Source organism: Thermoanaerobacter uzonensis DSM 18761, assembly GCF_900129115.1.
Lineage (GTDB): Bacteria > Bacillota > Thermoanaerobacteria > Thermoanaerobacterales > Thermoanaerobacteraceae > Thermoanaerobacter > Thermoanaerobacter uzonensis.
In genome coordinates, this window is sequence record NZ_FQUR01000029.1 from 1 (window position 1) to 17,720 (window position 17,720).

Consider the following 17,720-nt stretch of genomic DNA (forward strand, 5'->3'; position numbering starts at 1 on the left):
CGGAGTGGATAAACGCTGAAAGCATCTAAGCGTGAAGCCCGCCTCAAGATTAGGTTTCCCACCCGAAAGGGGTAAGACACCTCGAAGACCACGAGGTAGATAGGCCGGGGGTGTAAGAGTGGAAACACTTTTAGCTGACCGGTACTAATCAGTCGAGGACTTGACCTTTGGCTTTGTGCAGTTTTGAAGGTCTAGATTTCCGGTGGCGATAGCGGAGGGGAAACACCCGTTCCCATTCCGAACACGGAAGTTAAGCCCTCCAGCGCCGATGGTACTGCATAAGCGGAAGAGTAGGTCGCTGCCGGAATTAAAAATATTCCTCAGTAGCTCAATGGTGGAGCAACCGGCTGTTAACCGGTAGGCTGTAGGTTCGAGTCCTACCTGAGGAGCCAATTTTTAAGAGATGCGGATGTGGCTCAGCGGTAGAGCATCGGCTTCCCAAGCCGAGGATCGCGGGTTCGAATCCCGTCATCCGCTCCAGAAGAAAATGAGAGGTTCTGCGAGGTAAATGCAGAACCTTTTTTGGTATTTTTTATAAAATTACAAAAAGAAGTGTCAATTAATTTAGAAGGTGAAAGAGATGTTAAATGGAAAAGTAGCGATTGTAACTGGTGGTGCTGGGGATATAGGAAGAGAAATTTGTATAGAGCTTGCAAAAGAAGGGGCTTCTATAGCAATACATTATAATAACAGTTATGAGCAGGCTGTTAAATTAAGAGAGTATATAAAAAGCAATTTTAGTTATGCAGAAATTTTTAAAGCAGATATTTCAGACAGACAGCAGGTAGACAACATGATTGATAGTATTTATAATAAATTTGGTCGTATTGACTATCTTATAAATAATGCAGGAATTGCCCAAATCAAACCATTTATAGAAATAACAGAAGAAGATTGGGATAGGATGATGAATGTCAATTTAAAAGGTCTTTTCAATTGCACACAAAGTGTTTTGAGACATATGTTGCCTCAAAAACATGGGAGTATAATAAACATTTCTTCAATTTGGGGTATTTCAGGTGCTTCCTGTGAAGTACATTATTCAGCATCTAAAGGAGGAATAATAGCTTTTACAAAGGCTTTGGCAAAAGAGTTAGGGCCTTCTAAAATAAGAGTTAATTGTATTGCTCCTGGAGTAATTGATACTCGAATGAACAACATTTTAAATAGGGAAGAAAAGAAACACTTAATTGAGGATATACCACTTATGAGTATAGGGAAACCTCAAGATGTAGCAAATGCTGTACTGTTTTTATTATCTGACAAGGCAAATTTTATAACAGGGCAAGTTATAACTATAGATGGAGGATTTATATAACAAGGCTTTGGTGAAAGCCTTGTTTTTATATTGACTTTTTCAGGAGAGATAGCTCTTCTTCAGACAATTCTCTCCATTCCCCAGGTTTTAGATTTTCGTCAAGGGTGAGACTATCCATTGCCAATCTTTTAAGGTATATGACCTTTTTACCGACTGATTCAAACATCCTTTTTATTTGGTGATATTTTCCTTCTCTTATATAAACGTAAACTTTCGACACATCAGAAGAAGAACAAAGAATTTCAAGGTTTGCGGGAAGAGTTTTATACCCATCTTCAAGTATAATGCCTTCATTGAAAGCTTTAATGTCGCTTTCATTGACAAAACCTAATATTTCAGCATAATATTTTTTTATAACATTCTTTTTTGGTGATAAAAGCTGATGTGCCAAGTCTCCATCATTAGTTATAAGAAGCAATCCTTCTGTATCTTTATCAAGTCTTCCTACGGGAAATGGATTTCGAGCTTTTAATTCTTGGGGTAATAAATCAATAACAGTTTTTTCTATAGGATCAGATGTAGCACTAATAACTCCTTTTGGTTTATTTATCATGATATATATAAATTCTTTGTAATTGATCTTTTCACCATCAAATAAAATTTCATCAGATTCAGTATCTACAATTAAACCAGCATCTTTTACTGTATTTCCATTTACCAATACAAGACCTTCTTTAATGAATTTTTTAACTTCTTTTCTCGTACCAATGCCTATATTCGATAAAAGTTTATCTATTCTCATTTTTGTCATATAAATTACCTCCAAAAAGAGTTTATGATGTAATTATAACACGAAATTTTGTATTTTTAGAGTATTATAATATTGGTTTATTCAATTCACCTTAAATTACTTGAATTATAAATTAGATAAAGTGCTGTGTCCTCTACTTTATTGTGAATATATTTCAAGTAATCGTTAAGATAAGATTATAACAAACAAAATTCAAGTAAAATTTATAATAATTAAAGTAAATCTTGCTTTATAATTAAATTCAGATGATTTATAATCTATTACAAGAAAACGATTTTAGAGGTGTTAAATTTGATGGTAATTAAAAGGAAAAAAGTGACCATGAAAGATATCGCTGAAAGGTTGAACTTATCAATTAATGCTGTGTCCCTGGCTTTAAATGACAAGGTGGGGGTGAGCGAAGAGACAAGGAAAATAGTTTTAAAAACAGCTGATGAAATGGGGTATTTTGATGAAAATCCCTCTTTTATTGCTAAAAATCACTTTAGGAATATTTGTCTATTGATTGAAGAGAGAAATTTCCGAGATACTCATTTTTATACAAAAGTAATTTTAGGTATAGAGAATGAAGCAAAGAAAAATAATTACGATATTTTAGTAAACTTCATGAATCAAGATGATTTTCAGGTACCTTCCAGTGTTGAAACAGTATGATATACCAACTGTCCTTGTAGACCATGCTTCATTTACTATAAGTACAGATGCTGTATTAACTCAAAATATGCCTGGCTCATATATGGCAACACAATATCTTATTCGAAAAGGCCATACTCAAATAGGTTTTTTTGGTGAAATAGATTTTTCTTTAAGTTTTAAAGAAAGATGGTTAAATTTTAACGAGGCGATGAGAAATGCAGGACTTAATGTAGATCCCATATTTAATGTAAATCCTGGATATTGTGTAATAGGACAGGTAGAACAATATGTTTTAAGCAAAAACTACAAAAAGGTAGCAAATATTATCTCGAAGTTAGATAAACTTACTACTGCATGGGTATGCTCCAACGACAGTGCTGCTATTGCCTTGTACAATGCATTCAGTATCTTGGGTATTAAAGTACCTGACGATATCTCTGTAGTTGGCTTTGATGATATTGATATATGTAACATTGTGACACCGCATTTGACTACTATCCGCACTCTTTCCACATTTCAATGCCATGATTTCTCGGCCAATAATTAGTTCCTATTATAAATTCATCTGCAAATTTTGCCATTTTACTACCTCCGTTGTATTATTTTAAAACAAACTGTATACCTTCTTTAAAATTCTTGCTAAAAATCATAAATAAAATAAGTATTGATTATGGTGGGAAAATTCTTGTGATTTTTATAAATCATGAAGATATAAACATTAATACTAAAATAAGTATAGGTGGAAAAACAAGAAAGAATGAGAAAATACAAGATTTAATCGGCGGAAGGCAGATTAATTTAGAAAATTTCACAATAGAGGCTAATGGAGTAGTTGCAATATTGCTGGAAAAGGGGGTATAAAGATGTTCAGGCTAACAAGACTTAGTAACAAACCTATATTGTCACCAATAAAAGAGCATGAATGGGAAAAGGAGGCTGTTTTTAATGCAGCAGTAATATATGAAGATAATAAATTCCACTTGTTTTACAGAGCTACATGTATTACGTGTATTACGGAGCAGCAGATACCCATATAGGTGTAGCAGCCATTGAAAAAGAAAAAGTAAAATTTTAAAAGGAGTGTATTAAGTGATAAAATTAAAGAGATTATCAGATAAGCCAGTATTGATGCCAAAAGCAGAAAATGAATGGGAAAGAGCAGCAGTTTTTAACACTGCAGCAATTTACGACAATGGACTGTTTCACTTGATTTACAGGGCTACTGACATTGGACCTCACGCCAAATATGGGAAATATACTTCTCGCCTGGGGTATGCAGTCAGCAAAGACGGAATTAATTTTATGAGATTAGACAAACCAGTGATGAGCAATGAGACAGAACAAGAGCTCAGAGGATTAGAAGACCCAAGGATAGTCAAAATTGACGGCATTTATTATATGATGTACACAGGTTTTGGGGACAGGTTTCATGATGACTATAGGATTTGTTTGGCTACCTCCAAAAACCTTATAGATTGGGAGAGAAAAGGAGTAGTTTTAGATGAACCTAATAAAGACGCCTCTTTATTTCCTGAAAAAATCAATGGAAAGTATGTGATGCTTCATAGAAGGTATCCAGATATATGGATTGCCTTTTCAGAAGATTTAAAAAGTTGGTATGACCATAAGCCTATCATTAAGCCAATTCCTGGAACGTGGGAAAGTGCGAGAGTCGGAATTGGAGGGCCGCCTATTAGGACAAAAGATGGTTGGTTTTTGATATACCATGCAGCTGATGACAATAATGTATATAGATTGGGAGCAGTCCTTTTAGATTTAGAAGATCCATCAAAGATTATTGCAAGGCAAAAAGAACCTATCTTAGAGCCAGAACTACAGTGGGAAAAAGAAGGATACATTCCTAATGTTGTATTTAGCTGTGGTAATGCAGTAAAAGATGATACTATTTACGTTTATTATGGGGGCGCGGATACTGTTATAGGCGTGGCGATATTAGAGATAAAAGATATCAAATTTTAGCAGGCTTTTAAAAGGCCTGTTTTTTATTTACAGAAAAGTACTTGACATGCCAAAAAGGATTAATTATAATACTTATTAGCAGCCGAATTTTAAGAGTGCTAATATATTTCTACTCTTCTTAGTTTTTATCATTCTTATAAATTATATCACTTATATCACGCCCTTCTTTTGTTTTTAAGTTTAATTTTTGAAAAACTTCATAAAGGAGGGGTCTTTTATGAAGGCGTTGTTATTGGCAGGAGGTTTGGGAACAAGGCTAAGACCTCTTACAGATGACCTGCCAAAACCAATGGTTCCTATCATGGGAAGACCTCTTTTAGAAAGGATCATTTTAAACCTTAAAAAAAGTGGAGTGGATGAAGTTGTAATAAGTACTTATTATAAGTCTCAGTACATTGAAGATTACTTCAACTCAAAAGAGGACTTAGGTGTAAAAATACACTACATTACAGAAGAATCTCCTTTAGGGACTGGTGGGGCAATAAAAAACGCCGAAAAATTTTTTGATGATACTTTCCTCATTTTAAACTCTGATATTGTCAGTGATATTGACTATGCAGATTTGATAAAATACCACAAGAGAAGAAGAGCTCAAGTAACTATTGCATCTATTGAAGTAAGAGATACTTCTCAGTACGGAGTTATAGAATTTGATAAAAAAGGCTTTATAACTGCTTTCAAAGAAAAGCCCAAACCAGGCGAGAGCAATTCTAAATATATTAACGCAGGAGTATATGTATTTGAACCTGAAGTGCTAAAAGAAGTTCCTGAAAATACAGTAGTATCTATAGAGAGGGAGACATATCCCAAACTTTTGGAAAAAGGGTATAGAATGGCTATTTATAAATTTAACGGCTATTGGATAGATATAGGTACAATAGATAAATACAAAAAAGTTCATGAGGACATTTTAAAAGGAAAATCAAGATTTGTAAGTACTACTTCCTCAAGAGGTATAATTTTAGGAGACAATGTTAAAATTCATCCTACCGCAAAAGTGATAGGACCTGCTTATATTGGAAATAATACTGAAATGGATGCCTATGCTACAGTTGGTCCGTATACAGTAATTGGGAATAACTGTCGAATAGGTCAAGAGAGCAAAGTATCTCAAAGTGTATTGTGGGATAATGTAAAAGTGTGCAGGTTTGCAAGATTAGAAAATGCAGTTGTCACCTCAGAATGTATAGTAGAGGTGAATATGGAAGTTAAAAATACAGTGTTTACAGCTAATAGATTGGCAAGTACTACGTTGATAACTTAATACTAAACAAACTAAGAAGGGGGCGTGATATGATGAGCGTATTGGGGAGAAATGTAGCATTTTTGAGCACCTATCCACCAAGAGAATGTGGCATTGCTACTTTTACTCAAGATCTAGTTAATGAAATAAAAAAGATAAAACTTATTAATTTTGCAGGAGTAATTGCAATAAACGATAATAAAACTTACGAATATGACGGCGATGTTAAATATCAGTTACAACAATTTGTGAGAGAAGATTATGTAAGATTAGCCCATGAATTAAATGTATCTGACATAGATTTGCTCATTATAGAACATGAATACGGAATATTTGGAGGAGAAAGTGGAGAGTACTTATTAGATTTGGTAGACAATTTAAATATACCCTTTGTTTTGACAGTCCACACAGTATTATCAAATCCAAATGAAAAACAACTTATGATACTTAAAGAATTAGGGGAAAAAAGCGTTAGAGTAGTGACAATGGCGAAAAATACTATACCACTTCTTGAAAAGATATATCACATACCTTCTAATAAAATCACTGTCATTCCTCACGGCGTGCCCAATCTTCCAGTATTACCCAAAGAAATATTGAAAGAAAGATATGGATTTAAAGGCAGAAGAATAATAAGCACTTTTGGCCTTATAAACCCTGGTAAAGGGATAGAGTATGGCATAGAAGCAATAAGTATTGTGGCCGAGAAATACAAAGATGTATTATACCTAATTTTAGGGCAAACCCATCCAAATATAAAGCGAGAATTTGGGGAAGAGTATAGGGAGAAACTTCAAAAACTAGTCCATGACCTTGGAGTAGAAGATAATGTAAAATTTGTGGACAAATATCTTACGAAAAGAGAAATTATAGAGTATTTAAAGATGTCAGACATATACATGACACCCTATTTAAATAAAGAACAAGCTGTAAGCGGTACTTTAGCATATGCAGCAGGTTTAGGGAAAGTGATTATTTCCACTCCCTATATGTATGCTGAAGAAATTTTAGGAGAAGGAAGAGGATTGCTTGCTAATTTCCGTGATGCAAAGTCTTTGGCTAAACATATTGAGTATATATTTGAAAACCCTGAGAAAAGGCTGCAGATAGAATCAGAAATTAAAAAATTAGGGAATACAATGATGTGGAATAACGTTGCTTACAGATATGTCATAATGATTTTGTCTGTATTGGACATTAAATCAAGGGAGGAAGTTGTGATATAGAGGAAGGGGGAATTGAAATAATGAAACTAGCAACTAAGTTTCAGCATCTTTTCAAGCTAACGGACGATACAGGCATTTTACAGCATTCCCTTTACTCTATTCCTGATTTGACAAAAGGTTATACTACTGATGACAACTCAAGGGCTATCATTGCTGCTTCAATGCTATATGAAGTTTACAAAGATGAAAAATACCTTGATCTTTTAAAGAGATACCTTTCTTTTTTGATTTATGCCCAAAACGGCAAAGGATATTTTAGAAATTTTATGAATTACAATAGAGAATTTATTGAAGAAGTTGGCTCAGAAGATTGTTTTGGCAGAACTTTATGGGCATTAGGATATTTATTAAATACTAATTTGTCTAATGGTTATCAAAGTGTTGCTGTGACATTAATCAAAAAAGCTTTGTCAAATGTAGCAAATTTAAATTCTCTTCGCGGTAATGCTTATTCGTTAATAGGATTAAGCCTTTTATGCACTTCTGATGTTACTGAATTTAACAAAGAGAAGATAAAAAATTTGATAACTTCTATTTCAAAAAAAATAGTTCAAAAATATAGGGAAAACAAAGATGGAGAGTGGAAATGGTTTGAAAATATAATGACTTACAGCAATGCCGTACTTCCTTGGGCTCTTCTTAGGTCATACACTATTATAAAAGATGAAGAAGTCTTAGATGTTGCAAAAGAGAGCATTGAATTTTTAGAAAAAGTAACTTTTAGAAGTGGGTATTTTAAGCCGATAGGTTGTAAAGGCTGGTACAAAAAAGGAGATGAAAAACCTGCAGAATTTGATGAACAACCGGTAGAGGCTTGTGAAACTGCTCTTATGTATACAGAAGCTTATAAAATTTTTAAAGAAAAAAAGTACAGAGAAAAAGCTATAAAATGTTACAAATGGTTTTTAGGAGAAAATTCAAAGAATGAAAGCTTAATAGATGAGGAGACAGGGGGTTGTTACGACGGTATAACTAAAGAAGGAGTAAATTTAAATGAAGGAGCAGAAAGCTTGATTTCACTGATTATAACTGACATGGTGGTGAATCACACAGGGATTGTATTTAAATAGTTTTTCCTTTTCCTTTCAAAAATTTTTATAAAAATTGAAAAGGATGATGCCATATGAAAATTGGTGTGTTTTATGCAACCTATTTAATTGATTTTTATAAAACTTTTAAGTTATACTATTTATGATAAGGTAAACCTCTTTGCTTTTTTAATTTTAATCATGAGGTTACCTTATCTTCTTTTATAATTAAAAATTGGAGGGTTGACAATGGATTTTAATGGGAAAGTAGTGATAGTGACAGGAGGAGGACAAGGAATAGGACGGTGTATTGCACAAACTTTTGCTGAAAAAGGAGCAAAAGTAGTTATAGCTGATATTGACGATGAAGCTGGCATAGAAAATGAAGAATATATAAAATCTAAAGGTAGAGACTCACTTTTTGTACATACAGATGTTTCTTTAGAGAAAGATGTTAAAAACATGGTAGATAAGACGATAAAAACATACGGCAAGATTGATATTCTGATAAACAATGCAGGTATTGGAGCAGGAGGAACAATTTACACAAGGTCCATGGAAGAATGGGATAGAGTCATAAATGTTAATTTAAGAGGAACATATATGTGTTCTAAATATGTTGCTATTTACATGAGAAAAAATGGGGGAGGAGTCATAATAAATATAGCGTCTACAAGAGCATTTATGTCTGAACCTCATACAGAACCTTATTCTGCTTCAAAAGGTGGTATTATAGCCTTAACCCACTCTCTTGCAATAAGTTTAAGTTATGATAAAATAAGGGTGAATTCTATAAGTCCCGGATGGATAGAAGTGTCTGAATGGAAGAAAAGTAGAGAAGCTAAAAAGCCCCAATTGAGAGAAGAAGACCATTTGCAGCATCCTGCAGGACGGGTAGGTAAGCCAGAGGACATAGCAAATGCATGTTTATTTTTATGTTCAAAAGAAGCTTCTTTTATTACAGGGGCGAATCTTATTGTGGATGGTGGAATGACGGTTAAAATGATATATGTTTAATTTTTTAAAAAGGGAATGAATGAGAATGAATAAGACAAAAGAAAAGATTTTCAAAGCGGCGATAAAGACCTTTTCAAAAAGTGGATTTTACAAAACCACAATGGAAGAAATAGCGGAAAATGCTGGAGTAGCTAAAGGGACCTTGTATTATCATTTTAAAAGCAAAGATGACATATTGGAATTTTTAATTGATGAAGGTATAAAGATTTTGAAACAAGAGGCAATAGAAGAGATAGGCAGGCTAAATAATGCTGTAGAAAAACTACGGAAAATCATCTTTGTACAGACTAATTTTTTGTACAGAAATCACGACTTTATAATAGTTTTACTAAGCCAAATATGGGGTCATGGGGAAGTTCCTCGCAAATTCAGAGAGAAATTGTATACTTATCTTGAGTTAATAGAAAATATTATTAGAGAAGGCAAGGAACAAAAACTCATTGCTGATTGCGATGAAAAGATAGTAGCAGCAGCTTTTTTTGGCATGATAAGTTCAATTTTGGCTTTGAAAGTAGTAGAAGATAGTGACGAGAAATTTAATCCACAAGATATAACAGATAGTGTATTTAATTTTGCATTAAAAGGGCTTCAACTTCAATGATAATATACACCTCAAAGGAGGTGTTTCAGACTGTAGACAAACTTTCGAAAATAGGATATTTTGCAATTGGCGCGACTTGTGACAAAGCGGCAACAAAACTTAGCAAGACCGAGGGTGGAGGCAGGGCCGTAGCCACGGATGGCGGAGGCGGGCACTAAGACAAGGATGTCGAATGTGCCCGGGACCCTGCCGGAGCCCGAAGGTCGAGCTTAGTTTTGTCGCTTTGGAACATCGGAGTGACGATGCAAAATATCCTATTTTAAAATTTTTGACTTTGTTTACATTCTGATACATACACCTCAAAGGAGGTGTTTTTTATTTTTAAAATCAAAGGTACTTTTTTATTGACACATTGAGAAGAGGAGAATATAATAATAACTGTACTGACTGGTCAGTCTAAAAATCGACGAAAGGAGGAGAAAGATTGAAAGCATCTAAAGTTGCAGCAAAAGAAATAGAAAAAATAATCAAAAGCAGGTTTATAAGAGTTGCAGTTATTGTTGTTGCATTTATGCCTTTACTTTACAGCTTTCTATACTTATACGCTTTTTGGGACCCTTATTCTAAGTTAGATAAACTCCCTGTTGCAGTTGTCAATGAAGACAAAGGAGGAATATACGATGGCAAACAAGAGAACTTTGGAAATGAAGTTGTACAAAAGTTAAAAGACAACAAAGAATTTAAATGGGATTTTGTAGATTATAAAGATGCTATTAATGGACTCAAGGGGAGCAAATATTATTTTATTATTAGAATCCCGCAGGATTTTACACAAAATCTTATAAGTGTTGATTCTCTTACTCCGAAAAAAGCTTCTATTGAGTATATAACCAATGATAAGAAAAATTTCCTTGCAACACAGATTGGCAATAAAGCTATAGAAAGTTTACAAACCCAAATAGCAAATTCTATAAGAAAAGGGTATATTGACTCTATTTTTAAAAGTTTTGATGAATTAGGCAGTGGTTTAAAAGAAGCAAAAGAGGCAGAGAACAAACTCGCAACAGGTACCTTTAAGTTGTATAATGGTGCACAAAAATTAAATAGTAGCATAAATACAGCTTTAGATGGAAGCAAACAAATAAAAGATGGTGCTTTAAGCTTAAATAATGGTATCAGTCAAGCGCTAAATGGTTCAGAAGCTTTATACAATGGAGCAAATCTCCTTTCACAAAAATTTTCTGATGCAAGCAATACAGAAGTCTTATTAAATGGAATGAATTCATTACAAAATGGAATAACAGGAATTAATCAAGGATTAAATGATGCTTCTAATAGTGCCATTAAACTAAAAGATGGAATCAATTCTCTTGTCAATGGATACAATCAAGTAGGGCAAAATGTTTCTTCTTTTGCTAGTAGTGTTTCGCAACTTAAAAGTGGCTTGGGCCAAATTTCTACAGCTTTAGATAGTGCGCAGGTTGCTTTGAAAGATTATATTGCAAAACATCCTGAAGCAAGTAGCGACCCTGAACTACAAAAAGCACTTGCTATAATCGCACAAGCTAATACAGGGATTAATAGCATGAATCAAAACTTAAATAGCGGTTTGACCCAAGTTCAGCAATTAAACACTGTTCTTTTGCAATTGCAGCAGGCTTCCAATACAATTAATAATGGTATGGATTCTTTAGCATCAGGTCTTTCATATATGCATAAAGCGTCAAGCCAGCTTGTAGACGGTTCAAATAAATTGTACAGTGGCGTAACACAGCTTAGTGAAGGCATAAATACAGCAGGAGAAAAATTAAAAGAAATTTCAAATGGCTTATACAGTCTCAATAATGGGATAAAAAGTTTAAGTGATGGATCCTCAAAATTATATAATGGTGCTAATTCTCTATATAATGGTATGGCGCTTCTTAAAGATGGAACTAAGCAATTTGCAGATGGAGCAAAAAGTTTATATGATAATCAGAGGCTTTTAGCACAAAAATTAAGAGATGCAGCTGAGAAAATAGATTCATCAGGAATTACAACGGCTAAAAAGGATATGATTAATGAACCTATAATACTAGATACTAGAAGGCTTTATCCTGTTAAAAATTATGGAATCGGTTTTGCACCATATTTTATACCTCTATCCTTGTGGGTAGGCTCATTAATACTTTTCTTCTTGATAGATATTTTTGATAAAGAAAAATACGAAGGAATGAACAATGTCTCTATACAATTAGGAAAATTTATGTCTTTAGCATTAGTAGGTATATTACAATCTGTGGTATCAAGTTTTGTGCTGGTAGAAGGACTAAAATTAGATGTGCATAATTTATTCTACTACTACCTGATAAACGCTGTGATGTCTATTACCTTTATCGCTATAATTCAGCTTTTTGTGATGCTCTTTGGCATTGCAGGTAAATTTTTTGCAGTAGTATTATTAATGCTTCAACTTACCTCCTCAGGAGGAACTTTCCCAATGGAACTTTTACCTAAGTTTTTCAACATAATAAATCCTTATCTGCCTATGACTTATGGAGTTGCAGGACTTAGGGAAGCAATATCTGGGAACAATATTAGCGCAATACTGCACAATATCTCTATAATTGCAGTGTTTGGAGCGCTGTTCTTACTGTTTACAATACTTTTAGCAGAAAAAGCAGATAAAATGGAGATAACGCAAAGGTTAAAGCAGATATGAATTTTCAAAGAGGGATGCTTAAAAGCATCCTTTTCTTTTTTTGCAAGGTGTTGACAAAATGTATGAGGTTGACTATAATAACAATTAAGACAGCGAAAACGATTGCGCAAAAATTTGCACAAGGAAATGTGTACATAAACACATTTATCTTTTTCCAATTTGTGAAAGCGATTGCCCAAAAGAAACGGAGGTGAGATTGCAAATTAGTTTTTTAAAAATATTTAAGGAAATATATAGCGAAAAGGGGGATTATAGGTGTTTAAAAGGAGAGCGTTAGGATTTTTGCTGGCTTTTCTTTTAGTTTTTACAGCAGTATTTGGCTCAATGCCTATACAATATGTAAAGGCACAGACAGATACAGCGCCAGCGATAGCCAATGTTGTTGGAAGTTTTCAATCCAAACTTGGAGATTCTGACTGGAATATAAACAGTGACAAAACAATAATGACATATAAAGGTAATGGCTTTTATGAATTTACTACCCCGGTTGCGTTACCTGCAGGTGATTATGAGTATAAAGTTGCTCTTAATCATTCATGGGAAGGTGGAGGAGTTCCTTCACAAGGTAATTTAAGCTTTCATCTTGTTTCAGCTTCTGTAGTGACTTTTTATTACAATTACAACACTTCAAGTATTACCGATTCCACAAAATATACACCAATTGCTGAAGAAAAACTTCCGAGAATTGTGGGCACTATACAATCAGCAATAGTAGCAGGTAATAACTGGGACCCTGCCTCATCTACTGCTATAATGAGAGACTATAAGTTTAACAATGTTTACGAATACACTGCAAACGTTCCAAAAGGTAATTATGAGTTTAAAGTGACTTTAGGGCCCTCATGGGATATAAATTATGGCTTAAATGGCGAACAAAATGGGCCAAATATTCCTTTGAATGTAGCCTATGATACTAAGATTACATTTTACTATGATTCGGTTTCACATAATATATGGACAGATTATAATCCACCTCTCACAGGACCTGACAATAACATATATTATGACGATTTAAGACATGACACCCATAACCCATTCTTCCGCTCGCCTTTCGGTGCAATAAAAACGGGAGATACTGTAACATTAAGAATACAAGCAAGGAACCACGACCTTGAGTCAGCTAAAATTTCTTATTGGGATGATATTAAGAAAATAAGAATAGAAGTTCCTATGTACAGAATTGGTCAAAGTCCTGACGGGAAATATGAATACTGGGAAGTTAAGTTAAGCTTTGACAATCCCACAAGAATTTGGTATTACTTTATACTTAAAGACGGAACCAAAACTGCTTATTACGGAGATAACGATGAACAATTAGGTGGCGTAGGTAAAGCCACAGATACAGTGAATAAGGACTTTGAACTTACTGTCTACGACAAAAACTTAGACACCCCTGATTGGATGAAAGGGTCAGTAATGTATCAAATATTCCCTGATAGGTTCTTTAATGGGGATTCTTCAAATGACCATCTAAAGAAATACAGCAGAGGTTTTGATCCTGTTGAATATCATAGCAACTGGGACGACCTTCCTGATAATCCTAATAATAAGGATAAACCTGGATATACAGGTGATGGAATCTGGTCAAATGACTTCTTTGGCGGTGATTTACAAGGTATAGATGATAAATTGGATTATTTAAAAAGCCTTGGAATATCAGTTATTTATCTCAATCCAATTTTTCAATCACCTTCTAATCACAGGTATGATACAACCGATTACACAAAAATAGACGAACTATTAGGTAATTTATCTACCTTTAAGAAGCTCATGGAGGATGCCCATGCAAAAGGGATTAAGGTAATACTTGATGGCGTCTTCAACCATACAAGTGATGACAGCATTTATTTTGATAGGTATGGTAAATACACAAACACGGGAGTTTTAGGTGCTTATCAAGCATGGAAACAGGGAGATCAGTCAAAGTCTCCATATGGTGACTGGTATGAGATAAAACCTGACGGTACCTATGAAGGATGGTGGGGATTTGACAGTTTACCTGTGATAAGGCAGATAAACGGTAGTGAATATAATGTCAAAAGTTGGGCGGATTTTATTATAAACAATCCTAATGCAATATCTAAGTATTGGTTAAATCCTGATGGGGACAAAAGTGCAGGTGCAGATGGCTGGAGATTGGATGTTGCTAATGAAGTTGCTCATGATTTTTGGATTCATTTTAGAGATGCGATTAATACTGTAAAACCGAATGCTCCGATGGTTGCAGAAAACTGGAATGACGCTTCACTGGATCTGCTTGGGGATTCTTTTAATTCTGTTATGAATTATCTCTTTAGAAATGCAGTAATTGACTTTATATTGGATAAATCATTTGATGACGGAAATGCAGTTCATAATCCTATAGATGCAGTAAAACTTGACCAAAGGCTTATGAGCATATATGAAAGATATCCTCTGCCAGTATTTTATTCTACTATGAATCTTTTAGGTTCTCATGACACCATGAGGATATTGACAGTATTTGGGTACAACTCTGCCGAAAACAGTCAAAATTCTCAGGAAGCAAAAGACCTTGCGGTTAAAAGACTTAAACTTGCTGCAATACTGCAAATGGGTTATCCAGGTATGCCTTCTATTTATTACGGAGATGAAGCAGGACAATCTGGAGGGAAAGATCCGGACAACAGAAGGACATTCCCTTGGGGGAAAGAAGATACTGATTTGCAGGATTTCTTTAAAAAAATTGTAAATATAAGAAATGACAATCAAGTTTTAAAAACAGGAGACCTTGAAACACTCTATGCAAATGATGATGTTTATGCTTTTGGAAGAAGAATCATAAATGGAAAAGATGCTTTTGGAAAATCTTATCCTGACAGTGTGGCTATTGTTGTAATAAATAAAGGTGACGTAAAACAGGTTCCAATAGATACCACTAAGTTTATAAGAGATGGTGTAGTATTTACTGATGCTTTGACTGGTAATAAATACACTATTCATGATGGACACGTAGTTGTAAATGTAGAAAAAATGAGTGGAGCGATACTTATATCAGATGAAGGACAGAATTTGACAGCACCAGATCCAATAAAAGACCTTAGTGTAGTATCAGGCAATGGTAAAGTAGACCTATCCTGGGGCAGTGTAGATAAAGCAGTAAGCTATAATATTTACCGTTCTACAGTTAAAGGTGGGTTATATGAAAAAATAGCTTCAAATGTTACACAAACCACCTATACTGATACAGAGGTTACCAATGGTCTAAAGTATGTATATGCTGTAACCGCTGTAGATGGGGATGGAAATGAGAGTGCTTTAAGCAATGAAGTTGAGGCATATCCAGCATTTCCTATTGGCTGGGCGGGAAATATGAATCAAGTCGGTACCCATGTAATAGGTGTAAATAATCCAGTTGAAGTGTATGCTGAAGTGTGGGCAGATGGGCTTACAAATAAACCTGGCCAAGGAGAAAATATGATTGCGCAGTTAGGATATAGGTATATTGAAGATACTGTGGGAAATGCAGTTTACAATGCCGTATACAATAAGGTAGAAGGGGTTGAAATAAGTAAGGACTGGACGTGGGTTGATGCACAATATGTAGGGGATTCTGGGAATAATGATAAATACATGGCTAAATTTGTACCTGATATGGTAGGCACATGGGAATATATTATGAGATTTTCTTCTAACCAAGGCCATGATTGGACAGAGACAGATGTTAAACAATTTACTGTAATTCCATCTAATGATTTAGTGCCTCCAACCGTTCCAGTCTTACAGCAACCAGGAATTGCATCCTCGAAAGTTACACTTAACTGGAGTCCGTCAGTTGATGATGTTGCTATTTACGGCTACGAAATCTATAAGTCTTCAAGTGAAACAGGACCATTTATAAAGATTGCAACTGTGTCTGACAGTGTATATAACTACGTAGACACAGATGTAGTAAATGGCAATGTGTATTATTATAAAGTTGTGGCAGTTGATACCTCCTATAATAGGACAGCATCAAATACAGTAAAAGTGACACCTGATATAATACCTATAAAAGTGACATTTAATGTGACAGTACCAGATTATACTCCTGATGATGGTGTAAATATCGCTGGAAACTTCCCGGATGCTTTCTGGAATCCAAGTGCTCAGCAAATGACAAAGACAGGACCTAGCACATATAGCATTACCTTAACTTTAAATGAAGGTACACAAATTGAATATAAATATGCGAGAGGAAGTTGGGATAAAGTAGAAAAAAGTGAATACGGCAATGAGATTGACAATAGGAAGATAATTGTCGTTAATCAAGGTTCAAATACAATGGTTGTAAATGACACAGTGCAAAGATGGAGAGATTTGCCGGTATATATATATTCTCCAAAAGACAAGACTATTGTTGATGCAAATACGAGTGAAATAGAGATTAAAGGCAATACTTACAAAGGTGCAAAAGTAACTATAAATGATGAATCTTTTGTGCAACAAGAAAATGGAGTATTTACAAAAGTAGTTCCTTTAGAATATGGTGTAAATACTATCAAAATACATGTAGAGCCAAGTGGGGATAAGAATAATGAGCTTACAAAAGATATAACAATAACTGTTACAAGAGAAAAACCTGTACCGGGGAAAGAACCAACTCCTACGCCAGGGTTAGAGTCAACAACGAAACCATCTCAAGAAGTATCACAAGGCAAAATAGTTGTAGAAAATAACACAACAACACTTACAATAGACGAAAACAAAATAGCAAAAGACATAAAAGACACATCAAAGAAAGAAATACAATTTGACTTAACAAATATAGGAACTACACCTCAAAAAGCATTAGAAATACCTGTAACTGTACTTAACTTAATAGCAGAGAACAACAAAAACGTGGTAGTAAAATCAGACGAAGTAGCCCTTCAATTTGATGCAAAAACTTTAGCAGTATCACAAGAAGCAATTGACCTAATAAGCAAAGCAGGAACAATAAAACTTAACATACACAACAAAGGCAAAATAACCGCATCATCTTTCGAGCCAATAACAAGTGCCTATGACATAACAATAAAAGCAGGAGACAAAGACATAAAAATAGGGTCACCAGTAAAAATGACATTTAACATAAAAGGTGGAAAAGACATAAGAAAAATAGGAGTATACTACTTAAACGAGACGACAAATCAATGGGAATACGTAGGAGGAAAAGTTGACAAAGGAACAAACACAATAACCTTTGAAGCCAAACACTTCTCAACATATGGAGTCTTTGAATACAACAAAGAATTCAAAGACGTAACAAAAGACAATTGGGCATATGACGTAGTAAATGT

The 17,720-nt window shown here is 34.4% G+C and carries 12 protein-coding genes, 2 tRNA genes, 2 rRNA genes and 1 pseudogene; 16 read left to right on the forward strand and 1 reads right to left on the reverse strand.

The window, feature by feature from the left end:
- From BUB32_RS12195 to ymfI, 5 genes are all read left to right on the forward strand, one after another.
- Positions 1–168: ribosomal RNA gene (locus tag BUB32_RS12195) — 23S ribosomal RNA — on the forward strand; the annotation flags it as partial.
- A gap of 30 nt (positions 169–198) precedes the next feature.
- Positions 199–307, forward strand: a 5S ribosomal RNA gene (rrf, locus tag BUB32_RS12200).
- A gap of 10 nt (positions 308–317) precedes the next feature.
- Positions 318–392: transfer RNA gene (locus BUB32_RS12205), tRNA-Asn, on the forward strand.
- Between the two features lie 13 nt (positions 393–405).
- Positions 406–480, forward strand: a tRNA-Gly gene (locus BUB32_RS12210).
- 100 nt (positions 481–580) lie between these two features.
- Positions 581–1,318: an elongation factor P 5-aminopentanone reductase gene (gene ymfI, locus BUB32_RS12215; RefSeq protein WP_072969603.1), complete on the forward strand. Its 738-nt coding sequence runs from the start codon at positions 581–583 to the stop codon at positions 1,316–1,318.
- A 25-nt stretch (positions 1,319–1,343) separates the two neighbouring features.
- On the opposite strand, the gene BUB32_RS12220 is transcribed toward ymfI, so the two are convergent.
- The gene (locus tag BUB32_RS12220) at positions 1,344–2,069 is read right to left on the reverse strand and encodes a pseudouridine synthase (protein ID WP_072969604.1); all 726 of its coding nucleotides are present in this window, start codon (positions 2,067–2,069) and stop codon (positions 1,344–1,346) included.
- 291 nt (positions 2,070–2,360) lie between these two features.
- Here BUB32_RS12220 and BUB32_RS13305 point away from each other — a divergent pair.
- From BUB32_RS13305 to BUB32_RS12280, 11 genes and pseudogenes are all read left to right on the forward strand, one after another.
- A pseudogene (locus BUB32_RS13305) lies at positions 2,361–3,207 on the forward strand (LacI family DNA-binding transcriptional regulator); the annotation flags it as partial.
- Positions 3,208–3,392: 185 nt separating this feature from the next.
- Positions 3,393–3,566: a hypothetical protein gene (locus BUB32_RS12230; RefSeq protein WP_234949304.1), complete on the forward strand. Its 174-nt coding sequence runs from the start codon at positions 3,393–3,395 to the stop codon at positions 3,564–3,566.
- Between the two features lie 2 nt (positions 3,567–3,568).
- Positions 3,569–3,742, forward strand: a complete 174-nt coding sequence (locus BUB32_RS12780; RefSeq protein WP_407702968.1) for a hypothetical protein — start codon at positions 3,569–3,571, stop codon at positions 3,740–3,742.
- Positions 3,743–3,794: 52 nt separating this feature from the next.
- The gene (locus BUB32_RS12235) at positions 3,795–4,685 is read left to right on the forward strand and encodes a beta-1,2-mannobiose phosphorylase (RefSeq protein WP_072969605.1); all 891 of its coding nucleotides are present in this window, start codon (positions 3,795–3,797) and stop codon (positions 4,683–4,685) included.
- A gap of 217 nt (positions 4,686–4,902) precedes the next feature.
- Positions 4,903–5,949, forward strand: a complete 1,047-nt coding sequence (locus BUB32_RS12240) for a nucleotidyltransferase family protein (protein ID WP_072969606.1) — start codon at positions 4,903–4,905, stop codon at positions 5,947–5,949.
- A 29-nt stretch (positions 5,950–5,978) separates the two neighbouring features.
- Positions 5,979–7,154, forward strand: a complete 1,176-nt coding sequence (locus BUB32_RS12245; RefSeq protein ID WP_072969607.1) for a glycosyltransferase family 4 protein — start codon at positions 5,979–5,981, stop codon at positions 7,152–7,154.
- A 20-nt stretch (positions 7,155–7,174) separates the two neighbouring features.
- Complete coding sequence (locus tag BUB32_RS12250; RefSeq protein ID WP_072969608.1) at positions 7,175–8,224, forward strand: beta-L-arabinofuranosidase domain-containing protein; 1,050 nt, start codon at positions 7,175–7,177, stop codon at positions 8,222–8,224.
- Positions 8,225–8,431: 207 nt separating this feature from the next.
- Positions 8,432–9,199: an SDR family oxidoreductase gene (locus BUB32_RS12255; protein ID WP_072969609.1), complete on the forward strand. Its 768-nt coding sequence runs from the start codon at positions 8,432–8,434 to the stop codon at positions 9,197–9,199.
- A gap of 25 nt (positions 9,200–9,224) precedes the next feature.
- A complete protein-coding gene (locus BUB32_RS12260) occupies positions 9,225–9,800 on the forward strand; it encodes a TetR/AcrR family transcriptional regulator (RefSeq protein WP_072969610.1) in 576 nt (191 codons plus the stop codon).
- Positions 9,801–10,224: 424 nt separating this feature from the next.
- Positions 10,225–12,441 carry a YhgE/Pip domain-containing protein gene (locus tag BUB32_RS12270; protein ID WP_072969611.1) on the forward strand — a complete coding sequence of 739 codons (2,217 nt, stop codon included), beginning with the start codon at positions 10,225–10,227 and terminating at the stop codon, positions 12,439–12,441.
- Between the two features lie 255 nt (positions 12,442–12,696).
- Positions 12,697–17,720: alpha amylase N-terminal ig-like domain-containing protein (locus BUB32_RS12280; protein ID WP_072969613.1), on the forward strand; the 5,024-nt coding region annotated here is incomplete at its 3' end.

Bases quoted from the DNA above. Each gene is read 5' to 3' on its own strand.
- ymfI (WP_072969603.1), top strand. From the start codon at position 581: ATGTTAAATGGAAAAGTAGCGATTGTAACTGGTGGTGCTGGGGATATA.
- BUB32_RS12220 (WP_072969604.1), bottom strand. From the start codon at position 2,069: ATGACAAAAATGAGAATAGATAAACTTTTATCGAATATAGGCATTGGT.
- BUB32_RS12780 (WP_407702968.1), top strand. From the start codon at position 3,569: ATGTTCAGGCTAACAAGACTTAGTAACAAACCTATATTGTCACCAATA.
- BUB32_RS12240 (WP_072969606.1), top strand. From the start codon at position 4,903: ATGAAGGCGTTGTTATTGGCAGGAGGTTTGGGAACAAGGCTAAGACCT.
- BUB32_RS12245 (WP_072969607.1), top strand. From the start codon at position 5,979: ATGATGAGCGTATTGGGGAGAAATGTAGCATTTTTGAGCACCTATCCA.
- BUB32_RS12250 (WP_072969608.1), top strand. From the start codon at position 7,175: ATGAAACTAGCAACTAAGTTTCAGCATCTTTTCAAGCTAACGGACGAT.
- BUB32_RS12255 (WP_072969609.1), top strand. From the start codon at position 8,432: ATGGATTTTAATGGGAAAGTAGTGATAGTGACAGGAGGAGGACAAGGA.
- BUB32_RS12260 (WP_072969610.1), top strand. From the start codon at position 9,225: ATGAATAAGACAAAAGAAAAGATTTTCAAAGCGGCGATAAAGACCTTT.